Origin of the sequence: Microvirga sp. 3-52 (assembly GCF_018383585.1) — a bacterium.
Taxonomy (GTDB): domain Bacteria; phylum Pseudomonadota; class Alphaproteobacteria; order Rhizobiales; family Beijerinckiaceae; genus Microvirga.
In genome coordinates, this window is record NZ_JAHAMK010000020.1 from 46,979 (window position 1) to 67,931 (window position 20,953).

Here is a 20,953-nt window from a genome sequence, read left to right on the forward strand (position 1 = left end):
TGCAGCAGGACTCTTGTCTTTAGGCGTTTTATGGCAAAGATGAACGGCCGCGCCCAATATTTCAGCAACAAGGTCCGGCGCCGGAGCGATCAGACAGTGGGCAAATCCTTTTCCGTGTCGGGACTGGGCGGATGGAAGGCCGCCCGGCAGCATCTCCCGTCCGTGCGGGCACGCCTCATCCTCCTCGCGCTTGTCCTGCTCATTCCGGCACTCGCGACAGCCGCTATAACCGTCTATGCCGGATACCGACACGATCGTGAGGAGATCGAGAAGCACCTTCAGGAGACCTCCCGGGCGCTGTCGCTCGTCGTCGACCGCCAGTTCGGCCAGGCCGAGGCCCTGCTCTGGGCGCTGTCCACGTCGCCCCAACTCATCGAGAAAGACTATGCGGAGTTCGATGCGAGAGCTCGCGCTGCGATCCGCATTCCGGGCACCTGGATCACTGCTGCGGACGATCGCGGTCAGGTCGTCAATACGCTGCTCCCACCCGGAAGCCCTCTGCCGCTCATCCAGAACAAGGATCATCGCCAAGGCCTGAGACCTGGGGTGATCAGGATCAGCAATCTGTTCAACGGCTTGGTGGCGAAGGAGCCGACCGTCGGCATCGACACGCTCGTGACCGCCAGGGACGGGTCCGAGCTTTACATCAGCATCAACATGCTGGCCGAAACGGTGAGCCGGGTTCTGGCGGACCAGGGCCTTCCTTCAACCTGGATCGGCGCCATCGTCGATCGCAACGGCACGGTGGTGGCGAGAAGCCGCGACGCCGGTCGGTTCGTCGGCAACCCAGCGACCCTTGAAAACGTGGCGCGGGTCCGGGCCGAGGTCAGGCAAGGTGTCTTCGAGAGCATCTCCCTGGACGGCATACCGACGCTGCTGGCTCTGTCGCGCTCCCCCGGCTCGGGGTGGTCGACCATCGTGGCTGTACCGCGTTCGGAGATCACGGCGGCGCCTTGGCGCTCCGCCCTATATCTGACGGCGGCCGGAGGGCTCCTCCTTACCCTTGGAACCTTCATGGCATGGCTGGTTGGTCGCAGCATTGCAGCGCCGGTCGAGAAGCTGGTCACTCTGGCACAGCATCTCGGGCGCGGTGAACCGATCATGGTTTCGGCAAGCGGATTGGCGGAGATCGACCGGGTCAGCGACGCACTCGCCTCAGCCTCGACGGAGCTTCGGCAACGCGAGGCCGCCCTGCGGGCAAGCGAGGCACGCCTGCGCGCCACCCATGAGAACGCCGCGGTGGGGATCGCCGAAGTGGATCGGCAGGGCCGGTTCATTTCCGTCAACGAGGCCCGCTGCAAGTTGACGGGCCACAGCCGCGAGGAGCTGATCGGACAGCACTTCAGCCATGTCACGCAACCGGGGAGCGTGAATCAGGATCTGGCCCTCTTCTCCCGTCAGGTTGCGGGCGAGCTGGACACCTATACCACCGAAAGCCTCTTCACCCGCAAGGACGGCAGCAGCGGATGGGCCCGCGTGACGAGCACCGCCCTGCGGGATGCATCGGGCCACTTCCTCTATGCCGTGCGCGTGGTCGAAGACATCACGGAGCGCTGGGCCGCCGACCGCCGTCAGAGACTGCTCATCGACGAGCTGAATCACCGGGTCAAGAACACCCTCGCCACCGTCCAGTCGCTGGCATGGCAATCGAACCGCTCCGGCGCATCGCCCCAGGTGGCGCAGGAACGCTTCCAGGAACGCCTGCTGGCCCTCTCGCGCACGCATAACCTCCTCAACGAGACGCACTGGGAGGGCGCTTCGCTCAAGACCATCCTGGAAACGGAGCTTGGGCCTTATCGGACCACCCCGTTACGCGTCACGATCAACGGTCCGGACGTGCATCTCGTGCCCAAGTTGGCGGTGGTCCTGGGCATGGCATTCCATGAGCTCACCACCAATGCCGCCAAGTACGGGGCGCTCTCGACGGCGTCTGGCAGGGTACAGGTCGACTGGACGATCGAGGGAGCGATCCTGACCGTCCATTGGTCCGAGCGGGGCGGGCCGATCCTCGAAACCCAACCGGTTCCGGGCTTCGGCTCGCGCCTCTTACGGCAGACCATCACCAGGGAGCTTGCAGGACAGCTCGATATGCGCTTCGAGCGGGAGGGCGTTTGCTGCACCATCGAAATCCACATCGAGGCGGCCGAGCAGCAAGCCGCTTAAGCTCCGGGTCAGTCGGCGACCGGTCCAGGTCTCACCAGCGTCACAGGAAGCGATCAGGTCGTTGAACTTTCCTCTGCTTCTGCCCAGAGTCAGCCGGATAGGAAATAATCTTCTCCTGAGGCGTTGAACCTCCGACCCGCGGAAAGCGGCCATGTTTCCCTGACTGAGGAGATTACCGCGAAGGCACTGACACTCATCGCCAGCACCGGTCTCATGGTGCTCGGCACCATCGGCTTGGCCCAGGCCCAGACGAGCGGCACACCCGGCTCCCCTTTCCCGAACGCTGCTCCGCATGAAATCCGCACGATCAACGGCGTCCCCTGTCGCACCATTCTCGACCGCGAGAGCAACCAGCGCATCCCCGTTCAGTGCGCCAGTTCGGCCGGCATGGTCGGCATGGACCCGGCGACAACCGGCAGCGTCCTCGTCGGCCTGCCTGCCGGAGCTCCCGTGTCCGGTACGCCGGCCTCCGCCTTCCCGACGACCGCCCCGCATGAAATCCGCACGATCAACGGCGTCCCGTGCCGGACCGTCCTGGTCCAGGGCACCGACCAGCGCGTTCCCGTCGAGTGCGCCCGGTAATCGTGCCTCTATCCGGCAGGCGCGGACGGCTGGTTCCGCGCCTGCCTCACGTCAATGAGGAGGAGCTGACAGCCAAAGCTTGACCGGCTGGTCTAAGCCATGTGCCGCTGGGTTTTGGGCCGATACAGCGCATAGAGCACGAAAATGCCGGCAAGCAACGCTCCTGCGAGAGCCGGCGCCCGCCAATCGCCGGTGACCACCCGGACGATCACCAGACCCGCGCAGACGAAGCACCCGAGAAGCGGCAGGATCAGCGGGATCTCGAAACGCCCGTGCGGCTCCCCTTCCCTGTTCTTCAGCAGCACCAGCGCGCCGTTCAGCAACGCGAAGACGAGGAGCAGCAGGAGCACGGTGGCAGCGGCAAGTTGGCCGATGGTGCCGATGAGAGCGAGCGGAGCCACGACCACGAACAGGGCGAGAATCGCCAGATGCGGAGTGCGCCGGCTCGGATGAACGCGACCGAGCCAGGACGGCAGGAGACCCTGATGGGCCATGCCGTAGGCCAGCCGCGAGGCGGTCACGTAGTTGACGAGCGCCGTATTGGCGACGGCAAACAGGGTGATCAATGCATAGACGATGGGCGGAAGCCACGGGGCCGCCTTTTCCATCACGGCCGTCAGAGGACCGGGTGCCGCGGCGAGCTCCCGCCAAGGCAGCACGGAAACGGCCGTGACCGCGACCCCCATATAGATCACCGCCGCCATGCTCATGGCGGCGATCAAACCGATGGGAATGGTGCGTTGAGGATCATGACATTCCTCCGCAACATTCAACGAATCCTCGAAGCCGATGAAGGCGAAGAACGTGAGCACGGAGCCCTGCAGCACGAGCAGGATCATCACGTCGCTGGCGCCCTCTCCCGGCGGCGGCGTCTCCAGGAGATCGACCGTTCCCCAATAGCTGATGCCCACGGCGACCACGAGCAGCAGGCCGCCGGCCTCGATGCAGGTGCAGAGCACGTTGACCCACATGGATTCCCGGATGCCGCGCAGCACCAATCCGGTCAGGAGCAGGAGGAATCCCAGCGCCAGCCAGGTCACGGTCTGCCCGCCAGTTCCCGTGAGGGAGGCGAGATTGGCGGCAAAGACCCGGGACTGGGTGGCCACGGAGGTGAGCGACGAGCAGGCCACCGCCAGCCCCACGACGAAGCCGACGAGCGGCGAACGATAGGCCCGCTCCGCCACGTAGGCGGCGCCTCCTGCCCGCGGGTAACGAGAACCGAGGGAGGCATAGGTGAGTGCTGTCAGCAGCGCCGCCACGAGGGCCACGAGGAAGGCCAACCAGACCGCATTGCCCACCTGTCCCGCCGCCTGCCCGATCAGCCCGTAGACACCGGAGCCGAGCATGCTGCCGAGCCCATAGAGCGCCAACTGGAAGGAGCCGATACTCCTGTGAAGATCGGGGCGCCCCGTGCCGTCGAGATTGTCCGCACCTTCGGTAACGACTGGAGTTCCGGCCATGGCGTCTTCCCGGATTGTTGTCCTCTTCGAAGGAATGATAGGGCGCGCCGGACGCTTGGCGACGGGAAGGTCCTTCCCGACACGCGACACGGCCTTCCCTTGGCATATGGGGGCCAGGCTGCTATTGCCCGGCCAACAGGGTTTCACACCCGCCAGAGTTTACTGATGACCGCTCGCACCTTCGACAATATCCGCAACTTCTCCATCGTGGCCCATATCGACCACGGCAAGTCGACGCTTGCCGACCGCCTGATCCAGACCACGGGGGCGCTCTCGGCCCGCGAGATGACGGAGCAGGTGCTCGACAACATGGATATCGAGCGCGAGCGGGGCATCACCATCAAGGCGCAGACCGTGCGCCTGGAATACAAGGCGCAGGACGGCAAGACCTACATCCTGAACCTCATGGACACTCCCGGCCATGTGGACTTCGCCTACGAGGTCTCGCGCTCGCTCGCCGCCTGCGAGGGCTCCCTCCTGGTGGTCGACGCCTCCCAGGGAGTGGAGGCGCAGACGCTCGCCAATGTCTACCAGGCCATCGACGCCAACCACGAGATCGTCCCGGTCCTCAACAAGATCGACCTGCCCGCCGCCGATCCGGACCGGATCAAGGAGCAGATCGAGGAGGTGATCGGCATCGATGCCTCCGAGGCAGTGCCGATCTCGGCCAAGACCGGCATCAACATCGAGGGCGTGCTGGAAGCCATCGTCAAGAAGCTGCCGCCGCCGAAGGGCGATCCGGATGCACCGCTCAAAGCGCTGCTCGTCGATTCCTGGTACGACGCCTATCTCGGCGTGGTCGTGCTCGTGCGCATCATCGACGGGTCGATGAAGAAGGGCTCCACCATCAAGATGATGGGGACAAACGCCTCCTACAGTCTCGACCGGGTCGGCGTGTTCTCGCCGAAGATGCAGGAAATGGCCCAACTCGGCCCCGGCGAGGTCGGCTTCTTCACCGCCTCGATCAAGGAGGTGGCCGATACCCGCGTCGGCGACACCATCACCGACGAGCGCAAGCCCACGGCCGACGCGCTTCCGGGCTTCAAGCCCGTTCAGCCGGTGGTGTTCTGCGGCCTCTTTCCCGTCGACGCCGCCGAGTTCGAGAACCTGCGTGTCGCCATGGGCAAGCTGCGCCTGAACGACGCCAGCTTCTCCTACGAGATGGAGACCTCCGCCGCCCTCGGCTTCGGCTTCCGCTGCGGCTTCCTCGGCCTGCTGCATCTCGAGATCATCCAGGAGCGGCTGGAGCGCGAGTTCAACCTCGACCTCATCTCCACTGCGCCCAGCGTGGTCTATCACCTGAAGCTGCGCGACGGCTCGACCATCGAGCTGCACAACCCGGCCGACATGCCGGACGTGATGAAGATCGAGACCATCGAGGAGCCGTGGATCCGCGCCACGATCCTCACGCCCGACGATTATCTCGGCTCCGTCCTCAAGCTTTGTCAGGAGCGGCGCGGCATCCAGATCGACCTGAACTATGTCGGCAAGCGCGCCATGGTGGTCTACGACCTGCCTCTCAACGAGGTGGTGTTCGATTTCTACGATCGCTTGAAGTCGATCTCGAAGGGCTATGCCTCCTTCGACTACCACATTTCCGACTACCGCGAGGGCGACCTCGTCAAGATGTCGGTGCTGGTCAACGGCGAGCCCGTGGATGCGCTCTCCATGCTGGTGCACCGCGACCGCGCAGAGGGCCGCGGCCGCGCCATGTGCGAGAAGCTGAAGGAGTTGATCCCACCGCACATGTTCCAGATCCCGGTTCAGGCGGCCATCGGCGGCAAGATCATCGCCCGCGAAACCATCCGGGCGCTGCGCAAGGACGTGACCGCCAAGTGCTACGGCGGCGATGCCTCGCGCAAGCGCAAGCTGCTCGACAAGCAGAAGGAAGGCAAGAAGCGGATGCGCCAGTTCGGCAAGGTCGACATCCCGCAGGAAGCCTTCATCGCCGCGCTGAAGATGGATTCTTAAAAGAAAAGCCGTCGAAGCTTCCGCTGCAAACTCTTTGACAGGCCCGGCTCGGTCGCAAGCCGGGCCTTTCTCTTGCCGTTTGCACTGCAGCAACAAACGCTGGAACCTGCCCTCCCTCCCAGAGTTCAACCCAGGCACGGGGCTTGGTCTCGCACATGTCGCAGGCTGAAGAACGGGGTCTCCGGACGCCGGGCTTCGGCACGTCCATGCCAGGAAGGCCGAGCCTCTCACAAACCGCACATCCGAGCCACAGGATCTCGCTTCACAGGAGAGCCCATGTCTTCGCCCCTGCGGGCCACGCTGCCGACCCTCTTTGCGCTTCTTCTCGGCTACGCTCTCATGCAGGTCGGCAATACCTTGCAAGGAACGCTGCTCAGCGTGCGCGGTAGCATCGAGCAGTTCACGCCGACGGAGATCGGGGCCGTGGGCTCCGCCTTCTGGGGCGGCATCGTGATCGGCTCCCTTTATGCCGGGCGGGTGATCCAGCAGGTGGGCCACACCCGCGCATTCGCGGCGCTGGCAGCCGTCGCGGCATCGACAGCGCTCTTTCATCTTCTCGTGATCAGTCCGGCCGTATGGATCGCCGCGCGGGCCCTTACCGGCTTCTGCTTTGCCGGCCTCTTCATCGTCGTTGAAAGCTGGCTCAACGCATCGGTCACCGCACAGACGCGCGGGCAGGTTCTCAGCGTCTATGGGATGACCGGCCTGATCGCAGGGATCGGCGGGCAGATGCTACTGCCGGCAGGCGATCCCTACGGCTATCGGCTGTTCTGCTTCGTCGCCATCCTCATTTCGCTCGCTCTCGTTCCGACGGCCCTGTCGCGGGCTACGGCACCGGCTCATGCGGTCAGCGACACCAAGATCAACCTGATGAAGCTCTATCGCCAATCACCCTTCGGCGTCGTGGCAGCTGTTCTCTGCGGTGTCACCACCAGCTCGTTCTTCGCGCTCGGACCCATCTGGGCGCAGGAGCGCGGTTTAAATTCGGCGGAGATCGCGATCTTCATGGCCTGCGGCACGCTCGGCGGCTTTGCCACCACCTATCCTCTCGGCTGGCTCTCGGACCGCATGGACCGGCGCCATGTGATCATCGGCGCCTCGGGAATGGCGGCTGCGATCCTGCTCGCGCTCATCCATTTCGTGTCGCCGACGGTACCGGTCTGGCTGATCTTCCTCTATGTCGCTATCTTCGGCGGCAGCGTGATCCCCACCTACAGCATCGTCACCGCGCATGTGAACGACATGGTGAAACCGGGCGAGTTCGTGGCAGCAGCGGGCGGCCTCCTGATCCTGCAGGGCGTCGGCGCCACCATCGGACCCATCATTGCCGGCATGGCCATGACGGAGTTTGGACGATTGGGCCTTCTCTACGTCGTCATCACCGCCCAGGCTCTCATGGCGATCTGGGGCGCTTATCGCAGCCTGCAGCGCGCTGCGCCTCCGACGGAGGAAAAGGAGAGTTTCAGCATCGAACCTGCCGTTCCCGTCGGAACGCAGCTGGAGGCGTCATAGCGCCTCCAGCTGAAGCGGGAAACCTACACCAGCAGCGACTGCCCGCCATCGATCCAGACGGGCGTACCGGTGATGTGCCGCGCTCGGTCGGAGGCGAGGAAGAGCACGAGCTCGGCCACCTCCTCGCTTGTGCCGGGCTCCTGGCCGGTGAGTGGGATCGGGCCGGCCGGATATTCGGCCGGAACCTCCGCCTCCTGCGTATCGCGCTTCTCGGTGTTGTCGGAAATCTCCGTATCGATCTTGCCGGGGCAGACCACGTTCACGCGGATCTTGTGCTTCGCGAGTTCGACCGCCAGCATCTGGGCCATCGCCACCTGGGCTGCCTTGGTGGCGGAATAGGCGGTCGCGCCGGCACTCGTGAAGGTGCGCGATCCGTTGATGGAGGCCGTGATGACGATGGAGCCTCCGGCCTTCTTCAGATGCGGCACGGCATAGTGAAGCGTGAGATAGGTGCCGCGCAAGTTGGTGTTGATGGTTCGGTCCCATTCCTGCGGCTGCAGCTCGTCGATGGGCGCCCAGACACCGTTGATGCCTGCATTGGCGAAGACGATGTCGAGCCGGCCATGGGCCTGCACCAGATCGGCCACCGCCTTGCGCATCTGGCCTTCATCCGCCACATCGGCCACGAGCGCGATGGCCCTGCCGCCCGCTCGCTCGATCTCCTCGGCGACCTTTCGGATCTCATCTTCCGTGTGGCTGAGCACACCGACCATGGCGCCCTCACGCGCGAAGCGCAGGGCCGTCGCCTTGCCGATGCCCGATCCTGCGCCTGTGACGAGCGCGACCTTGCCTTGAAGCTCCATGATGCTGCCTTTCCTTCAAGCGGGATTGTCCTGTCCCTGAACCGGAGGAAGAGCGGCTTGTTCCCTTGCGCCCTAGGCCAGACCGATGCGGCGCCCGGAGGCATCGACCACCGGCTCGCCGTCTTCCTTGATGAATTCGCCCTGCTGCGGCGGCAGGATGTCGAGCACCGTCTCGGACGGGCGGCAGAGCCTGACGCCCAGGGGCGTGACCACGATGGGCCGATTGAGCAGGATCGGATGCGCCATCACCGCGTCAATCAACTGATCGTCGCTCAAGGAAGGGTCGCCGAGGCCGAGTTCCGTGTAGGGCGTACCCTTCTCGCGGATCACGTCGCGGACGCTTACGCCCATGCGTTCGATCAGCTGGTGCAGGAGCAGCCGCGTCGGCGGCGTCTTCACATACTCGATGATATGCGGCTCGATCCCGGCGTTGCGGATCAGCCCAAGGGTGTTGCGGGAGGTCCCGCATTGCGGGTTGTGGTAGATGATCACGTCCATGGTTTGTCCTGACGATCGCACGAAGTGGCATCCAGGGGTGCCATTGCATGTCGGGAATGGCTAGCGGCTAATGCCGTTGCAGGAGATCAGCTCCGGCAGGCCGCCCTGCCCTGCACCTTCAATCGCGCGAGCAGGTGCCGTGCGAGACCATTGTAGGCTTCCTGAGTCTCGATGCCGGAGAGGGACAGTTCGAGCACCCATTCGCTCGAGAGCGGCACGATCAGGGTCTCGATCGTCATGGCATGCGACGCCGCCGGCAGACTGGCATCGACCCAGGTTGCGGACCAGCGGGTCGCCCCAGCGTCGGAAGACAGGGATACCGATTGTGCGGGACGCCCGAGAAGCTGCTCGTAGTCCTCCTGCAGGACAGCGGCATCCCGGGTCGCGAGATCCGGCTGCGGCATATCGCGAAGCTCCTGGGAGGAGCGAAGGTTTATGGAAAGCTCCCCATCGGAGAGAAGAGCCTTGACGCCGTCGTCGGTCCGCCGCCATTCATCCGGCAGAGAGAGCGAGAAGCAGAGATCAGGCGCAGCCCGACCCGTCACCCATGTCTGGCGTGTAACTGGATCGAACCGAGTCTGAACGGAGCCGTTCACGGTGGCAGTATCCGGCGGGCCATTGGCTGCCTGCGCGACGGAGGCAATGGCAAGTCCTGCCAGAACGACCGCTCTGCGAGCCCATGCCCCCAACTTCTTTGCTCTGCGCACCATGGCCTCCAGCCGTAGCGCCCCCTCACATTCATGGCAACGCGTCCAAAGGGCAACGGTTGCCTGTCCACAGCTACGGCCCTGAGCCGTCATGGCTGGGTCCGGTGGCGGCTGCCAGCCGGGATTACTGGCGAGCCAGTATTTGTCCAAGAAAAAGGCGGGCCGAAACCCGCCTTTTCATCGCTCATCCGCGGGCGCGGGCGCGGATCATGAAGGTGTCGTAGGCGTATTCGGCCACCTGGAACCAGAGGTATTCCTCACCGCGGAACGCCTTGTAGCTGTCGTAGATCTTCTTGAAATCGGCGTTCTTGGCCGAGATCTCGTCGTAGACCTCGTTGGACGCCTTGTAGGCCGCGTCCATGATCTCCTGCGAGAAGGGGCGCAGCTGCGCGCCGTTGCCGATCAGGCTGCGCAGAGCGGCCGGATTCTTGGCATCGTACTTGGCCTGCGTGTCCACGTTCACATAACCCGCGGCAGCCTGGACGGCGGACTGGTAATTCTTGGGAAGCTCGTTCCACTTCTGCAGGTTGATGTAGAGGTGAATGGCAGGGCCGCCCTCCCAGAAGCCGGGATAATAGTAATAGGGCGCGACCTTGTTGAGACCGAGCTTCTCGTCGTCGTAGGGCGCGACCCACTCGGCGGCATCGATGGTGCCGCGCTCGAGGGAGGGGTAGAGATCGCCGCCGGCGATCTGCTGCGGCACGACGCCGAGCTTGCCCATGATCTGGCCGGCAAGACCCGCGATTCGCATCTTCAGGCCCTGCAGGTCCTGAACGGTCTTGATCTCCTTGCGGAACCAGCCGCCCATCTGCACGCCGGTGTTGCCGGCGGGCAGAGCATACACGTTGTGCTTGGCATAGAACTCGTTCAGCAGGGCATTGCCGCCGCCCTGGTAGAGCCAGGCGTTCATCTGACGGGAATTGAGGCCGAAGGGCAGACTCGTGCCGATGGCGAAGGTCGGGTCCTTGCCCACGTAATAGTAGGAGCAGGTGTGCCCCATCTCGACCGTTCCGCCGCCGATGGCGTCGAGCGCCTGAGGCGCGCCGACGATTTCGCCGGGCGCGAAGGTCTGGATGATGAACTTGCCGTCGGTGGCTTCCGCGACGAGCTTGGCGAAGGTCTCGCCGCCGCCGAACAGGGTGTCGAGGGATTTCGGGAAGGCCGAGGTCAGGCGCCAGCGGATCTCGGGGTTCGACTGGGCGATGGCCGGCTTGGCTACGGCTCCGGCGGCTGCACCGATTGTGGCGGCCTGGAGGAATGCACGACGTTTCATGGGCGTCCCTTTCGTTCGTTTACGTTTTAAGGCGCGCATGAGACAGAAAGTTTCAACACGGCGCGCTCAAACGAATAGTTGAGATGCCCCTATAGCGGGCCACACGGAAGAAGGGAGGGCTTCCGGAGCAGGGACTTCATGCATCCAGTGCATGCATGGGCCGGCTTCAGGCCAAAGCTCAGAGTTGGTTTTCGATCGGCATGGGACTAACGCGGTAGGTTCGTCAGAAGATCAACTCGCCCGCTCCCCAGGCGAGGAGGAACAGAAGGATGAAGGCGAGGAGGAACAGGCCGAACAGGATCTTGGCGATGGTCTTGGCGCCGGAGGCGACGCCCGTGAAGCCCAGCGCTCCCGCGACCAGGGAAACCACCAGGAAGATCAGAGCCCATTTGAGCATGTCCGTACCCTTGCCGCTTACCGTCCAGCTACGGACATAAGCGCTCACGCCCGATCCGGTTCCGGGCATCCGGTTCAGACCACGACGGTGACCTTTTCGGCGGCCCGCGTCAGGGCGGTGTAGAGCCAGCGGCTGCGATGCTCGCGGAACGCATAGGATTCGTCGAAGAGCACGAGTTCGTCCCATTGCGAGCCCTGAGCCTTGTGCACGGTGAGCGCGTAGCCATAGGTGAATTCGTCGGACTCCTTGCGCAGGACGAACGGCACCTCCTCCTCCGTCCCCTCGAAGAAGGCCTTGTGCACGGCGACCTCCACCGACCGGCGGCGGGCGTCGTCGTCAGGCAGCACGTCCATGCGGATGAAGTCGTTGCGGATGCCGCGCAGGGCCTGGATGCTCCAGGTGCCGCCGTTGAGCAACCCCTTGGTCTTGTCGTTGCGCAGACAGACGAGCTTCTCGCCGGCCGCCGGCATCAGGTCGCGGTAGCCGTTCAATTCGCGCAGGCGCGTGTTGTAGAGGCGTCGCGTCTTGTTGAGGCCGACCAGAACCTGATCGGCCGCCATGACGGCGTTCGCGTCGATCTCGCGTCGGCGGATGATGCGGCTCTCGCCATAGGTGCCCGGCTCCAGCCGCCCGCCTTCGCGAACCTGCATCGAGAGATGAATGATGGGATTGTCCTTGGCCTGCCGGTGCACTTCCGTGAGCATCACGTCGGGCTCGCCTTCCGTGAAGAATCCGCCGCCCTTCACCGGCGGCAACTGCGCCGGATCGCCGAGCACGAGAACAGGCTGCCCGAAGGACAGGAGATCGCGCCCCAACTCCTCGTCCACCATGGAGCATTCGTCGATGATGATGAGGTCGGCCTTGGAGGCCGGACTCTGGCGGTTGAGCACGAATTGCGGGCCGTTCTCATCCGACTCCCGCGAGCGGTAGATCATCGAGTGAATCGTCGAGGCATCGGGGCAGCCTTTGGTGCGCAGCACGAGCGCGGCCTTGCCCGTGTAGGCACCGAAGGCCACATCGCCATCCACGTTCTCGGCGATGTGCTTGGCGAGGGTCGTCTTGCCCGTGCCGGCATAGCCGAAGAGACGGAATACCGGACGATCCCCGCGGCGGAGCCAGTCGGCGACGGCTTTGAGGGCAGCATCCTGTTGCGGCGACCAGGTCATGCGGATTTCGCCTCGCGATGCAGAGAATAGAGAAGCCCCATGATGATGATGCCGCTCCCCAGGAAGACGTATGGATCGAGCGCCTCACCATAGAACTGCCAGCCCACGAAGGCGATCAGCGGGATGCGCATGAAGTCCAACGGCACGACCATGGTGGCGTCGCCCCGGCGGTAGGCATTGGTCAGGCAGTAATGCGAAAGAAGCCCTCCGACGCTGATGCCCACGAGGGCCAGGATATGGGACGGCTGGACCTGAAGCCAGAAGGCGCGGCTCACGCCCGCGAGGTTCATGGGAAGCTGCAGCAGGTTCATGAAGAACAGGATCGAGAAGGTGCTCTCCGTCATCGTCAACCGCTTGGTCATGATCGCCACGAGGGCAAAGCTGAACGCCACGCCGAGCATGAGGAAACTGGCTGGCTGCAAGGTTTCCAGCCCCGGGCGCAGGATCACGAGAATGCCGATGAAACCGAGCACGATGGCGACGAGACGTCCTCTCGTCATCTGCTCCTTGAGCAGCGGGATCGCCAGCAAGGCGACCCACGCCGGCGTGGTGAACTCGAGCGCGAAGACGGTTGCGAGCGGCAGGAGCGTGAGGCCGAACGCCCATCCGTCCGTGCCGAGAAAATGAAGGACGTTGCGCGCGAGGTGCAGCGGGAAGCGGCGCGGCTTCAACCCGGGCCGCAGATCCGGCTTGAGGAGCGCGAGCACGAGCAGGATCAGGACTCCGGCCGCGTTGCGAACGGCCAGCATCTCGAAGATCGAGAAGGTGGGCGAAAGCGCGCGCACCGCAATGGCCGTTGCGGAGAAGGAGAAGAGTGCGCCGCTCATCCAGAGGACGACGGCAAGGATGCTGCGATGAGGCACGGCGTTCCAACCGATGTGAGGGGCTTCTCGCTTAACCTGCCTCCGCGACCGCGTGAAGCCTCCATCGTCATGCCACCAGCAGCGACCAAGGCGCACACGGCGGATGAGCCCGGGAGCGAGTCACGGATGAGGCTCCGCTCATCCCCTCATGCACGAGTCGCGGATCGTGATTCTCGACTCGTGCACGACCCGTGGACCGATTTTCGACTCCGATCGACAAATTTTTTTGCGCTTCACGCACGAGGTCTCCGAAGCGCATGGAAAGCGTCTTCGACCCTCTCCAAGTGAAGAGGTTTCCGGTTGCGACGTTGAACGTTCTTGAACACATCCGAATACTCTGCGGACGTTTAACATCTTCTTTACCCATTGGCTAAGTCTTTGCCACCCAATGTTATTTTCAACTCATCGGAACTGCGCTCCGTCGCGTGCACCGACATCGACGCAACTGAAGAAGAGACCCTAACTGTCTCATCTTGAACCCGATATTGAGTCTTGGATCTGCAAGTGAAGAGAGACATGCCAAGCAACATATCCACAGAAAAAGTGAGCGTTCTACTGTCAACACTTTCCGATAATCGGAACCCCGTTGGTATAACGACGTTGCCTTGCAAGCGTGACGGTTGCACGCGAAGGCCCTTGAAGGAGGCGGCAATGCCGACAGACACCAAGTCAAACCCGCTGACGATGCTGTTCACGGGAGACACCGGTGCGACCAGCACCAAGAAGACCGCTAAGAAGAGCAGCGCACGCCGCAGCTCGACCAGCACCGCCAAGAAGGCTGGAACGAAGAAGACCGCTGCCAAGAAGACGGCAGCGAAGTCGACCTCCCGGTCGGCAACGAAATCTTCGGCCAAGTCAGGCGCGAAGAAGACCACTGCCAAGAAGGCCGTCGCCAAGAAGACCACGGCGAAGACCACGGCAAAGAAGACCGCTGCCAAGAAGACCTCGGCCCGTCCGTCGGCCAAGTCGGCAGCTAAGAAGACCACCGCCAGGACGGCCGCCGCCAAGAAGACGACCGCCAAGAAGACGACTGCGAAGAAGACTTCGGCCAAATCGGCCGCCAAGAAGTCCTCTGCTCGTTCGGCTTCGACGTCGGCTCGTTCGACGGCCCGGAAGTCTGCCTCTCGCAGCTCCAGCCGCGGTGCGGTGAAGACGGCTTCGAAGTCGCGCAACGCCTCCAAGTTGACCCCGAAGCGTGCAGCGGCCGCTTCGAGCCGGACCTCTGCCACGAAGAAGTCGGGCACGGTCGCCAAGCGGTCTTCCGGCTCCCGCTCCTCGAGCGCTCGCAAGAGCCCCTCGAAGTCGCGGAAGCGCTAAGACAAGCATGCCGCAAGCGCCGGGAGTGGATCTTTCCTACCGCCCGGCGCCTGCGCATAGAAAATCGCCCGGCGAGAGCCGGGCGATTTTGTTTTGACAGGATCGCCGTTCGGGCTATCGACCGGTGCTCATCGGGTCGCTTCCGCCCCAATAGGGCGTCGCGTTGTAATAGCGATGAACGTGCTCTTCCCATTCGCGGTCGTAGGAAGCGTCATGCCCTTCCGCGCTGCGGCGCGGCGCCCCACGCAGCTGATCCTCCGTGAGGTTCAGCTCATAGGCGTCGAGCTCGATGTTGTACTTCAGGACGCTCCAGGGAAGCGTGTAGTATTCCTCACCGAGCCCCATGAAGCCGCCGAAGCTCATGACCGCATAGGCGACCTTGCCGGATCGCTTCTCGATCATCACGCGCTCGATCGTTCCGATCTTCTCGCCGTCCGAGCGGCGCACCGGCGTTCCTTCGACCTTGTCGCTGGCAATCAGGCTGTGGGTTTCGCGAACGTCGCTGCTTTGTGCCGTCGTCTGCATCATTTCGCTCCCTTCGTGTGTGAGATCATAAGGCAACGCCCGGGTTGAAAGGCGGGTTCCGGTTTCGGGCCGGAAGCCCAGGGTTTCCAACACTCTCGTCGGGTTTCTCCCACCAAGCGCTGCCGTAGGAACCCCCTTCCCGACCTTACGTTGACCCACGTTTACGAAACTTGAGGCTATGAAGGAGAGTGCCATGGCGGTTCGCCAGAAGCCGGTTGAAGACCAGGTCGTCGTCATCACCGGCGCATCCAGCGGCATAGGACTTGCGACGGCCCATCTGTTTGCCGAACGCGGCGCCAAGGGTCTCGTCCTGGTCGCCCGCAACGAAGACGCCTTGCGCAAGATCGCCGACGAGCTCGGCCGCGGGTCGACGCGTGCGATCGCGGTTGCCGCAGATGTCAGCAAGCGCGAAGATCTCGAGCGGGTGGCACGCACCGCCATCGAGACCTTCGGCGGCTTCGACACCTGGGTGAACGATGCCGCAGTGGCCCTGTACGGGAACCTCAACGACATCCCGCTGGAGGACCAGCGCCAGCTCTTCGACGTGAACTATTGGGGCGTGGTCAACGGCTCGATGATCGCGGCGGACCACCTGCGCCAACGCGGCGGCACCATCATCAATCTGGGGAGCGTCCTGTCCGAGCGGGCCATGATCCTCCAGACCCAGTATTCGGCCTCCAAGCACGCCGTGAAGGCTTTCACGGAGGGCCTGCGCATGGAGCTGGCAAACCAGGGTGCGCCGGTCTCGGTCACGCTCATCAAGCCCTCGTCCATCGACACGCCTTACGTCGAACATGCCCGCAACTATCTCGATCGGGAAAACGCCGTTCCGCCTCCGGCCTACGATCCGCATCTCGTCGCCAAGGCGATCGTGTACGCCGCGGAGCACCACAGGCGCGAAATCACCATCGGGTTCGGCGGCTGGGTCATCGGCGCCATGGGCAAGGTCGCGCCTCACCTCGTCGACAAGGCGATGGAATGGACGGGCTATGGTTCGCAGACGACGGATCACCCCGAACGGCCGGGAATGCGGGACAACCTCTATCGCGCCCGCGAGGACGGCGACATGTATTCGTCTCTTCCCGGCGAGCCGCGCAAGACGAGCCTGCTCCTCGAAGCGCAGATTCACCCGATCGTGACGGCCACTCTGCTGGCCGGCGTCGCTGCCGGCCTCGCGGCCCTGTTCCTGCCGTCTCTGGCGGCGAGCCGGCGTCCGAAGCGGTTCAAGCGGCCGACACCCCGCTATCAGCCTCAGCCAGCCATGCGCCGCAGCGGCAATGGTCATGACAAGCGCACCTTCGGGCCAGGTCACATGAGTCAGCGCGGTCCTTATGAAGGCCGTCCGCAGCCGAGGCACTGAGGATGCGGAAAGGCCGGATCACAGGGTCCGGCCTTTCCGAAACTCCCGCGCGTCGTTCGGCCCTTGCTCGGTTTCGCATCCTGGGAGTCTGGCCCACAAATCCGTTCCCCACTCAGGAGCGGGCTTGGGAAGTTGCAGATTTTCGAAGCAGGCTCCGAAGCCCTCGGACCCTCCGACGTCATCACCGGGCTCGTCCCGGTGCTCCCGATTGTTTTGAGCGCAGCGCCGTTCAGTATCGGGACAGCCGGCCCAAGGCCGGCCATGACGGGGGAGGAGGATGCCACCCGAAGTTTGCTTACGGAAGGCTTGTGTGCCCTGGGTTCCGGTTTCCGGTGGATCGTCGAAGAGCGACAAGATGGCCGCATCCGGCACGTTCCGAAGTCGACGGTTGCAGGCTAGCCTTTCTCCATGATCCCGATTCGCTCTCTCGCCATCACGCTCGCTCTTCTCATCGGCGGCTCCGCCACCGCTCAGGATAAGGGCACCCTCGATCCGAAGCCGCTGCCGCCGCTCGCCAACCCGAACGATCCCAGGCTGGCCGCGAAGGAATTGTTCGGGCGGCGCGCCACGCCGGCCGATCTTCGCTCGCGATCCATCGGAAGCTATGCCCGCGGCTGCGTTGCGGGCGCGGCGGCAATCCCAATCGATGGCGACAACTGGCAGGTCATGCGCCTGTCCCGCAACCGCAACTGGGGCCATCCGCAGATGATCGGCTTCCTGCAGCGGTTCGCCACCCGGCTTCCGGGCATCAACGGATGGCCCGGCCTTCTCGTCGGCGACATTTCCCAGCCGCGCGGCGGGCCGATGATCACGGGCCATGCCTCGCACCAGGTCGGCCTCGATGCGGATATCTGGCTCACGCCCATGCCCAATCGCCGCCTCTCGCGGGCGGAGCGCGAGGAGATGTCGGCCACCAACATGGTGCGCGAGGACTGGCTCGACGTCGATCCCGCCAGATGGACGCCGCAGCACACCGCGCTCATCCGTGCAGCCTCTTCGGAACGAAGCGTCGCCCGGATCTTCGTGAACCCGGCGATCAAGAGGGCGCTCTGCCGGGAAGCGGGCACGGACCGGTCCTGGCTGACGAAGGTTCGGCCGATGTGGGGCCACAACTACCATTTCCACATCCGCCTCGCCTGCCCGGCGGGCGAAGCGGGCTGTTCCGATCAGGATCCGCCGCCGCGAGGCGACGGCTGCGGCGCCGAGCTCGACGCCTGGTTCACGCCGCAGATGCTGCATCCGAAGCCCGGCAAGCCCCGTCCGCCGCTGACCCTGGCGCAGCTGCCGAACGAGTGCCGCGGCGTGCTCAATGCGCCTTGAGACGGCTCTGAAACGAAAACGGCTTGCACCCGAAAGGGTGCAAGCCGCCCTCTGACGCTGCTTGAAAGTCGGCTCGGTCCTTATTCGGCAGCCACGCCGACGCCGATCTGGCACGACACGCCCGTGCCGCCGAGGCCGCAATAGCCGTTCGGATTCTTGGCCAGGTACTGCTGGTGGTAGTCCTCAGCGAAGTAGAACGGTCCCGCATCGAGGATCTCGGTCGTGACCGGCCCATAGCCCTTGGCGGCCAGAGCCTGGCCGTAGGCCGCTTTGGAGGCCTCTGCGGCCTTCCTCTGTTCGTCGTCGAACACGTAGATCCCGGAGCGGTACTGGGTGCCCGCATCGGTGCCCTGGCGCATGCCCTGGGTCGGATCGTGGTTCTCCCAGAAGGTCTTCAGCAGGGTTTCGTAGGAGATCACTTTCGGGTCGTAGACCACCAGCACGACCTCGTTGTGCCCGGTCAGGCCGGAGCACACTTCCTCGTAGGTCGGGTTCGGCGTGGTGCCGGCGGCATAGCCCGCAGCGGTGATCCAGATGCCGTCACCCAGCTGCCAGAACTTGCGCTCCGCGCCCCAGAAGCAGCCGAGGCCGAACAGGGCCTTTCCCATGCCCTCGGGATAAGGCGGCTGAAGGGGACGGTCGTTGATGAAATGCCGCTCAGCCGTTGGAATCGCGCTGGTCCGGCCGGGCAGAGCCTCGGCGGCAGTCGGCAGATCGAGTCGTTTGCGGAAGCTGAACATGGAGATCCCTCGCGTGACCTCGCTGATGTAAGCACTGCCTCGCAGTTTCGGGAGTGTCCGGGCCGTCACCTTCCCGTGAAAAGCTCAGCGGCCCGCGAGGTACCCGATCGGCTCCAGCGGCTTCTGGCCCAGCCACATCAGCAGCGCCCCCACCAGGAAGCCCGTGACCGAAGCAGGCATCTGCAGGACGTAAGTCGCGATCGGATCCCACAGCCAGGGATAGCCGCGCTGCGCAATGCTTCCCTCAAGCCCGGCCATTCCGCTCGGGAAGAAGGTTCCGCCCACTTTTCCGATGGAGGCGAACGATACAGCATTGTTGACGATGGATCGGGTTCCATCGATCACCAACCCGATAAATCCCGCCGCGATCAGCAGGAGGCCAAGGCTACGCGCTAGAAACTTCAAGGAAAGACACCTCTATGAACAGAGGGGGATTATCTAGAGCGTTTTGTCGCAATGGCAAAGGCGATTCCGGCTAGTTCGTCACAAGTTCGGTCTTGCCTTTTGCCCCGATTTAGCGATACACGGGCGCTCCGCAGACGCAAGCGGCGAACCTGACCGACCCGTGTCGCGCGGTGAGTTTGAAGGTTTGTGAGCCCGAGAGGCTCATGCTGGAGGGGTGGCCGAGTGGTTGAAGGCGCACGCCTGGAAAGTGTGTATACGGGAAACCGTATCGCGGGTTCGAATCCCGCTCCCTCCGCCATTTATTCCTAACATACTGAAATCAACCGTGTTTTTATCGGCGACCTGAATGAAGGTGGTGACACCGTGTCACCGCTCTGACAGGCAGGATGCAGCCGAGTGGGTCGCTCGGACTACCTTCAATGTCGTCGAGGATGGTGGTTCGTGCGCCTTCGCGTACCAGCCCATCTGATTCCAGTGGTCGGTCAGACGCATCTCGTCCGGTCGCTCGATACGAAAGATGCGGTTGTGGCGCAGCAACGGCGGTGGGTGGCATTGGCCGAGCTATGGCGCTGGATTGGCTCACAAACCGTTTCAGACGGTTGGTCGCCCGCCTGGGCGGCTCATCTCATCGGTCCCGACGGTGCCCTCGAACCTCCAGACCCAGTAATCTCAAGGCCCGCTCTGTCTGGTCCTGGCATACGCAGCCCCAGGAGAGGTCGGTCACAGTCTTTCCATTCGCGCCTGAACATTGACTTCACCATCACAGCCATGATGGAGCAATGGTTGAAAGAGATGAGGGACGAGCACACCCGTCAAACCATTGCCCAGCATCGAGCAGCTATCAGTCAGTTTGTGAAATTCCGTTCGGGAAACATGTCGATCCGAAGTGTAGACCGAAGGGCGGCGGGTGAGTTTGTGAGCAACTTCCTAATGGTATCCGGCTCAGGCCAAAAGACCATAAACCGGAAGATAAGTTCCCTTTCGTCTATGTGGCGCTGGCTCATAAAGCGGGGATTCGTCGAGATAAACCCATGGATAGGCCAAGGTTCCTTCTCCGCACGAGCCAAGCGCAACACGGAGAGAAAGCGCGCCTACCGCAGCGACGAACTCTGCGCGCTCTTTAAATCCTCCCCAGAAAATATCGTGGGTGAGCGCTACGGGCGGATAATCTCCGACTTGCAACGACTGGCTCTATTGACAGGATGTCGCCTTGGGGAGCTTTGCGACATTCATGCAAATGATGTGCTGACATCTCAGAAAGCCTTTCAGATTCCTAGCGGAAAGACGGAGAATGCCCGCCGAGTCATGCCCGTCCATCAGCTTGGATGGCCAATCATAGAGCGTCGTCTGAGCAGCACTTCAGATGGATGGTTATTCTCTGGCCTTACCCCCGCAGGGCCAGACGCTAAAAGGAGTTGGATTGTCGCGAAGCGGTTTGCCACCTTTCGGCAGACTGCTCTCGGGCCTGACAAGGCAGTTGACTTCCATAGTTTCAGGCGGACGTTCGCCACATACCTCGAACGGGCATCAACACAAACCCATGCGGTAAACACGAGCACAATTGCGGAGTTGATGGGGCACGTGAAGCCGACTTTGGCTTTGGCTGTGTATTCGTCGGGCCTCGTCCCCGCCCAACTCCGTTCCGCCATCGATGCGCTCGATCTCGTTTTGGAAACCGAAGTCATCGCCGTATTAGCAGGAGAACGTACTCGTAGCTGATGCTGTGCGACTGCCCCGTCACACCATGCGAGCGTCCGATCCCAATACTCTTTTCCGCTCTTACACCGCCTGCGGCTTACAACTTCTAGTATTTACACCTTGAGTGTCAGCTATCCAGCCCGCAATGATCAGTATAAGTTTACCTTTGAAGCTCCTTGCATACGACAACTGG

Annotated in this window: 19 protein-coding genes, 1 tRNA gene and 1 pseudogene; 9 read left to right on the top strand and 12 right to left on the bottom strand. The window is 63.3% G+C overall.

The genetic code is table 11. From position 1 onward, the window contains the following. Positions 1-30 precede the first annotated feature (30 nt). Complete coding sequence (locus KHP60_RS15905; protein WP_213565304.1) at positions 31-2,163, top strand: sensor histidine kinase; 2,133 nt, start codon at positions 31-33, stop codon at positions 2,161-2,163. Between the two features lie 123 nt (positions 2,164-2,286). After that, positions 2,287-2,745: a hypothetical protein gene (locus KHP60_RS15910; RefSeq protein ID WP_249688833.1), complete on the top strand. Its 459-nt coding sequence runs from the start codon at positions 2,287-2,289 to the stop codon at positions 2,743-2,745. 92 nt (positions 2,746-2,837) lie between these two features. Here the strand turns inward: KHP60_RS15910 and KHP60_RS15915 are convergent, their stop codons facing one another. Further along, positions 2,838-4,205, bottom strand: a complete 1,368-nt coding sequence (locus KHP60_RS15915) for an APC family permease (protein ID WP_213565305.1) — start codon at positions 4,203-4,205, stop codon at positions 2,838-2,840. Positions 4,206-4,370: 165 nt separating this feature from the next. Between KHP60_RS15915 and lepA the strand changes: the two genes are divergently transcribed. Together lepA and KHP60_RS15925 are read left to right on the top strand one after the other, a co-directional pair. Next, on the top strand, positions 4,371-6,176 hold the full coding sequence (gene lepA, locus KHP60_RS15920) for a translation elongation factor 4 (RefSeq protein WP_213565306.1): 1,806 nt from the start codon (positions 4,371-4,373) through the stop codon (positions 6,174-6,176). Between the two features lie 276 nt (positions 6,177-6,452). Beyond that, entirely contained in the window at positions 6,453-7,688 is a 1,236-nt protein-coding gene (locus tag KHP60_RS15925) for an MFS transporter (RefSeq protein WP_213565307.1), read from the top strand. Positions 7,689-7,711: 23 nt separating this feature from the next. Here KHP60_RS15925 and KHP60_RS15930 read toward each other — a convergent pair whose 3' ends face one another. The 9 genes from KHP60_RS15930 to KHP60_RS15970 form a co-directional block, all read right to left on the bottom strand. Next, positions 7,712-8,491, bottom strand: a complete 780-nt coding sequence (locus KHP60_RS15930) for an SDR family NAD(P)-dependent oxidoreductase (RefSeq protein ID WP_213565308.1) — start codon at positions 8,489-8,491, stop codon at positions 7,712-7,714. A 72-nt stretch (positions 8,492-8,563) separates the two neighbouring features. Then, the gene (gene arsC, locus KHP60_RS15935) at positions 8,564-8,989 is read right to left on the bottom strand and encodes an arsenate reductase (glutaredoxin) (protein WP_213565309.1); all 426 of its coding nucleotides are present in this window, start codon (positions 8,987-8,989) and stop codon (positions 8,564-8,566) included. Between the two features lie 86 nt (positions 8,990-9,075). Continuing rightward, entirely contained in the window at positions 9,076-9,699 is a 624-nt protein-coding gene (locus KHP60_RS15940) for a hypothetical protein (RefSeq protein WP_213565310.1), read from the bottom strand. Between the two features lie 181 nt (positions 9,700-9,880). Then, entirely contained in the window at positions 9,881-10,969 is a 1,089-nt protein-coding gene (locus KHP60_RS15945; RefSeq protein ID WP_213565311.1) for a TRAP transporter substrate-binding protein, read from the bottom strand. Positions 10,970-11,192: 223 nt separating this feature from the next. Next, entirely contained in the window at positions 11,193-11,366 is a 174-nt protein-coding gene (locus tag KHP60_RS15950; RefSeq protein ID WP_213565338.1) for a DUF1328 domain-containing protein, read from the bottom strand. Positions 11,367-11,440: 74 nt separating this feature from the next. Beyond that, positions 11,441-12,532 (bottom strand): ATP-dependent RecD-like DNA helicase, encoded by a 1,092-nt coding sequence (locus tag KHP60_RS15955; protein ID WP_213565312.1) that lies wholly within the window; start codon positions 12,530-12,532, stop codon positions 11,441-11,443. Next, positions 12,529-13,395 (bottom strand): DMT family transporter, encoded by an 867-nt coding sequence (locus KHP60_RS15960; protein WP_213565313.1) that lies wholly within the window; start codon positions 13,393-13,395, stop codon positions 12,529-12,531. Before KHP60_RS15960 ends, KHP60_RS15955 begins: the two co-directional genes overlap by 4 nt. Before the next feature lie 359 nt (positions 13,396-13,754). Beyond that, positions 13,755-14,684: a hypothetical protein gene (locus KHP60_RS15965; protein WP_213565314.1), complete on the bottom strand. Its 930-nt coding sequence runs from the start codon at positions 14,682-14,684 to the stop codon at positions 13,755-13,757. A 142-nt stretch (positions 14,685-14,826) separates the two neighbouring features. Further along, complete coding sequence (locus tag KHP60_RS15970; protein WP_213565339.1) at positions 14,827-15,237, bottom strand: PRC-barrel domain-containing protein; 411 nt, start codon at positions 15,235-15,237, stop codon at positions 14,827-14,829. A gap of 193 nt (positions 15,238-15,430) precedes the next feature. Here KHP60_RS15970 and KHP60_RS15975 point away from each other — a divergent pair, with 193 nt between their 5' ends. Together KHP60_RS15975 and mepA are read left to right on the top strand one after the other, a co-directional pair. After that, positions 15,431-16,597 (top strand): SDR family oxidoreductase, encoded by a 1,167-nt coding sequence (locus tag KHP60_RS15975; RefSeq protein WP_213565315.1) that lies wholly within the window; start codon positions 15,431-15,433, stop codon positions 16,595-16,597. Positions 16,598-17,005: 408 nt separating this feature from the next. Continuing rightward, a complete protein-coding gene (mepA, locus tag KHP60_RS15980; protein ID WP_213565316.1) occupies positions 17,006-17,917 on the top strand; it encodes a penicillin-insensitive murein endopeptidase in 912 nt (303 codons plus the stop codon). An 80-nt stretch (positions 17,918-17,997) separates the two neighbouring features. Here the strand turns inward: mepA and msrA are convergent, their stop codons facing one another. Next, positions 17,998-18,657 carry a peptide-methionine (S)-S-oxide reductase MsrA gene (msrA, locus tag KHP60_RS15985; RefSeq protein WP_213565317.1) on the bottom strand — a complete coding sequence of 220 codons (660 nt, stop codon included), beginning with the start codon at positions 18,655-18,657 and terminating at the stop codon, positions 17,998-18,000. 84 nt (positions 18,658-18,741) lie between these two features. After that, positions 18,742-19,062, bottom strand: coding sequence for a PetM family of cytochrome b6f complex subunit 7 (locus KHP60_RS15990; RefSeq protein WP_213565318.1), 321 nt, complete (start codon positions 19,060-19,062; stop codon positions 18,742-18,744). A gap of 208 nt (positions 19,063-19,270) precedes the next feature. On the opposite strand from KHP60_RS15990, the gene KHP60_RS15995 reads away from it, so the two are divergent. The 3 genes and pseudogenes from KHP60_RS15995 (at position 19,271) to KHP60_RS16000 (ending at position 20,781) form a co-directional block, all read left to right on the top strand. Continuing rightward, positions 19,271-19,360 (top strand) — tRNA-Ser (locus KHP60_RS15995). Between the two features lie 98 nt (positions 19,361-19,458). Then, a pseudogene (locus tag KHP60_RS25870) lies at positions 19,459-19,623 on the top strand (DUF6538 domain-containing protein); the annotation flags it as partial. A gap of 207 nt (positions 19,624-19,830) precedes the next feature. Next, the gene (locus KHP60_RS16000; RefSeq protein ID WP_213565319.1) at positions 19,831-20,781 is read left to right on the top strand and encodes a tyrosine-type recombinase/integrase; all 951 of its coding nucleotides are present in this window, start codon (positions 19,831-19,833) and stop codon (positions 20,779-20,781) included. Positions 20,782-20,953 lie beyond the last annotated feature (172 nt).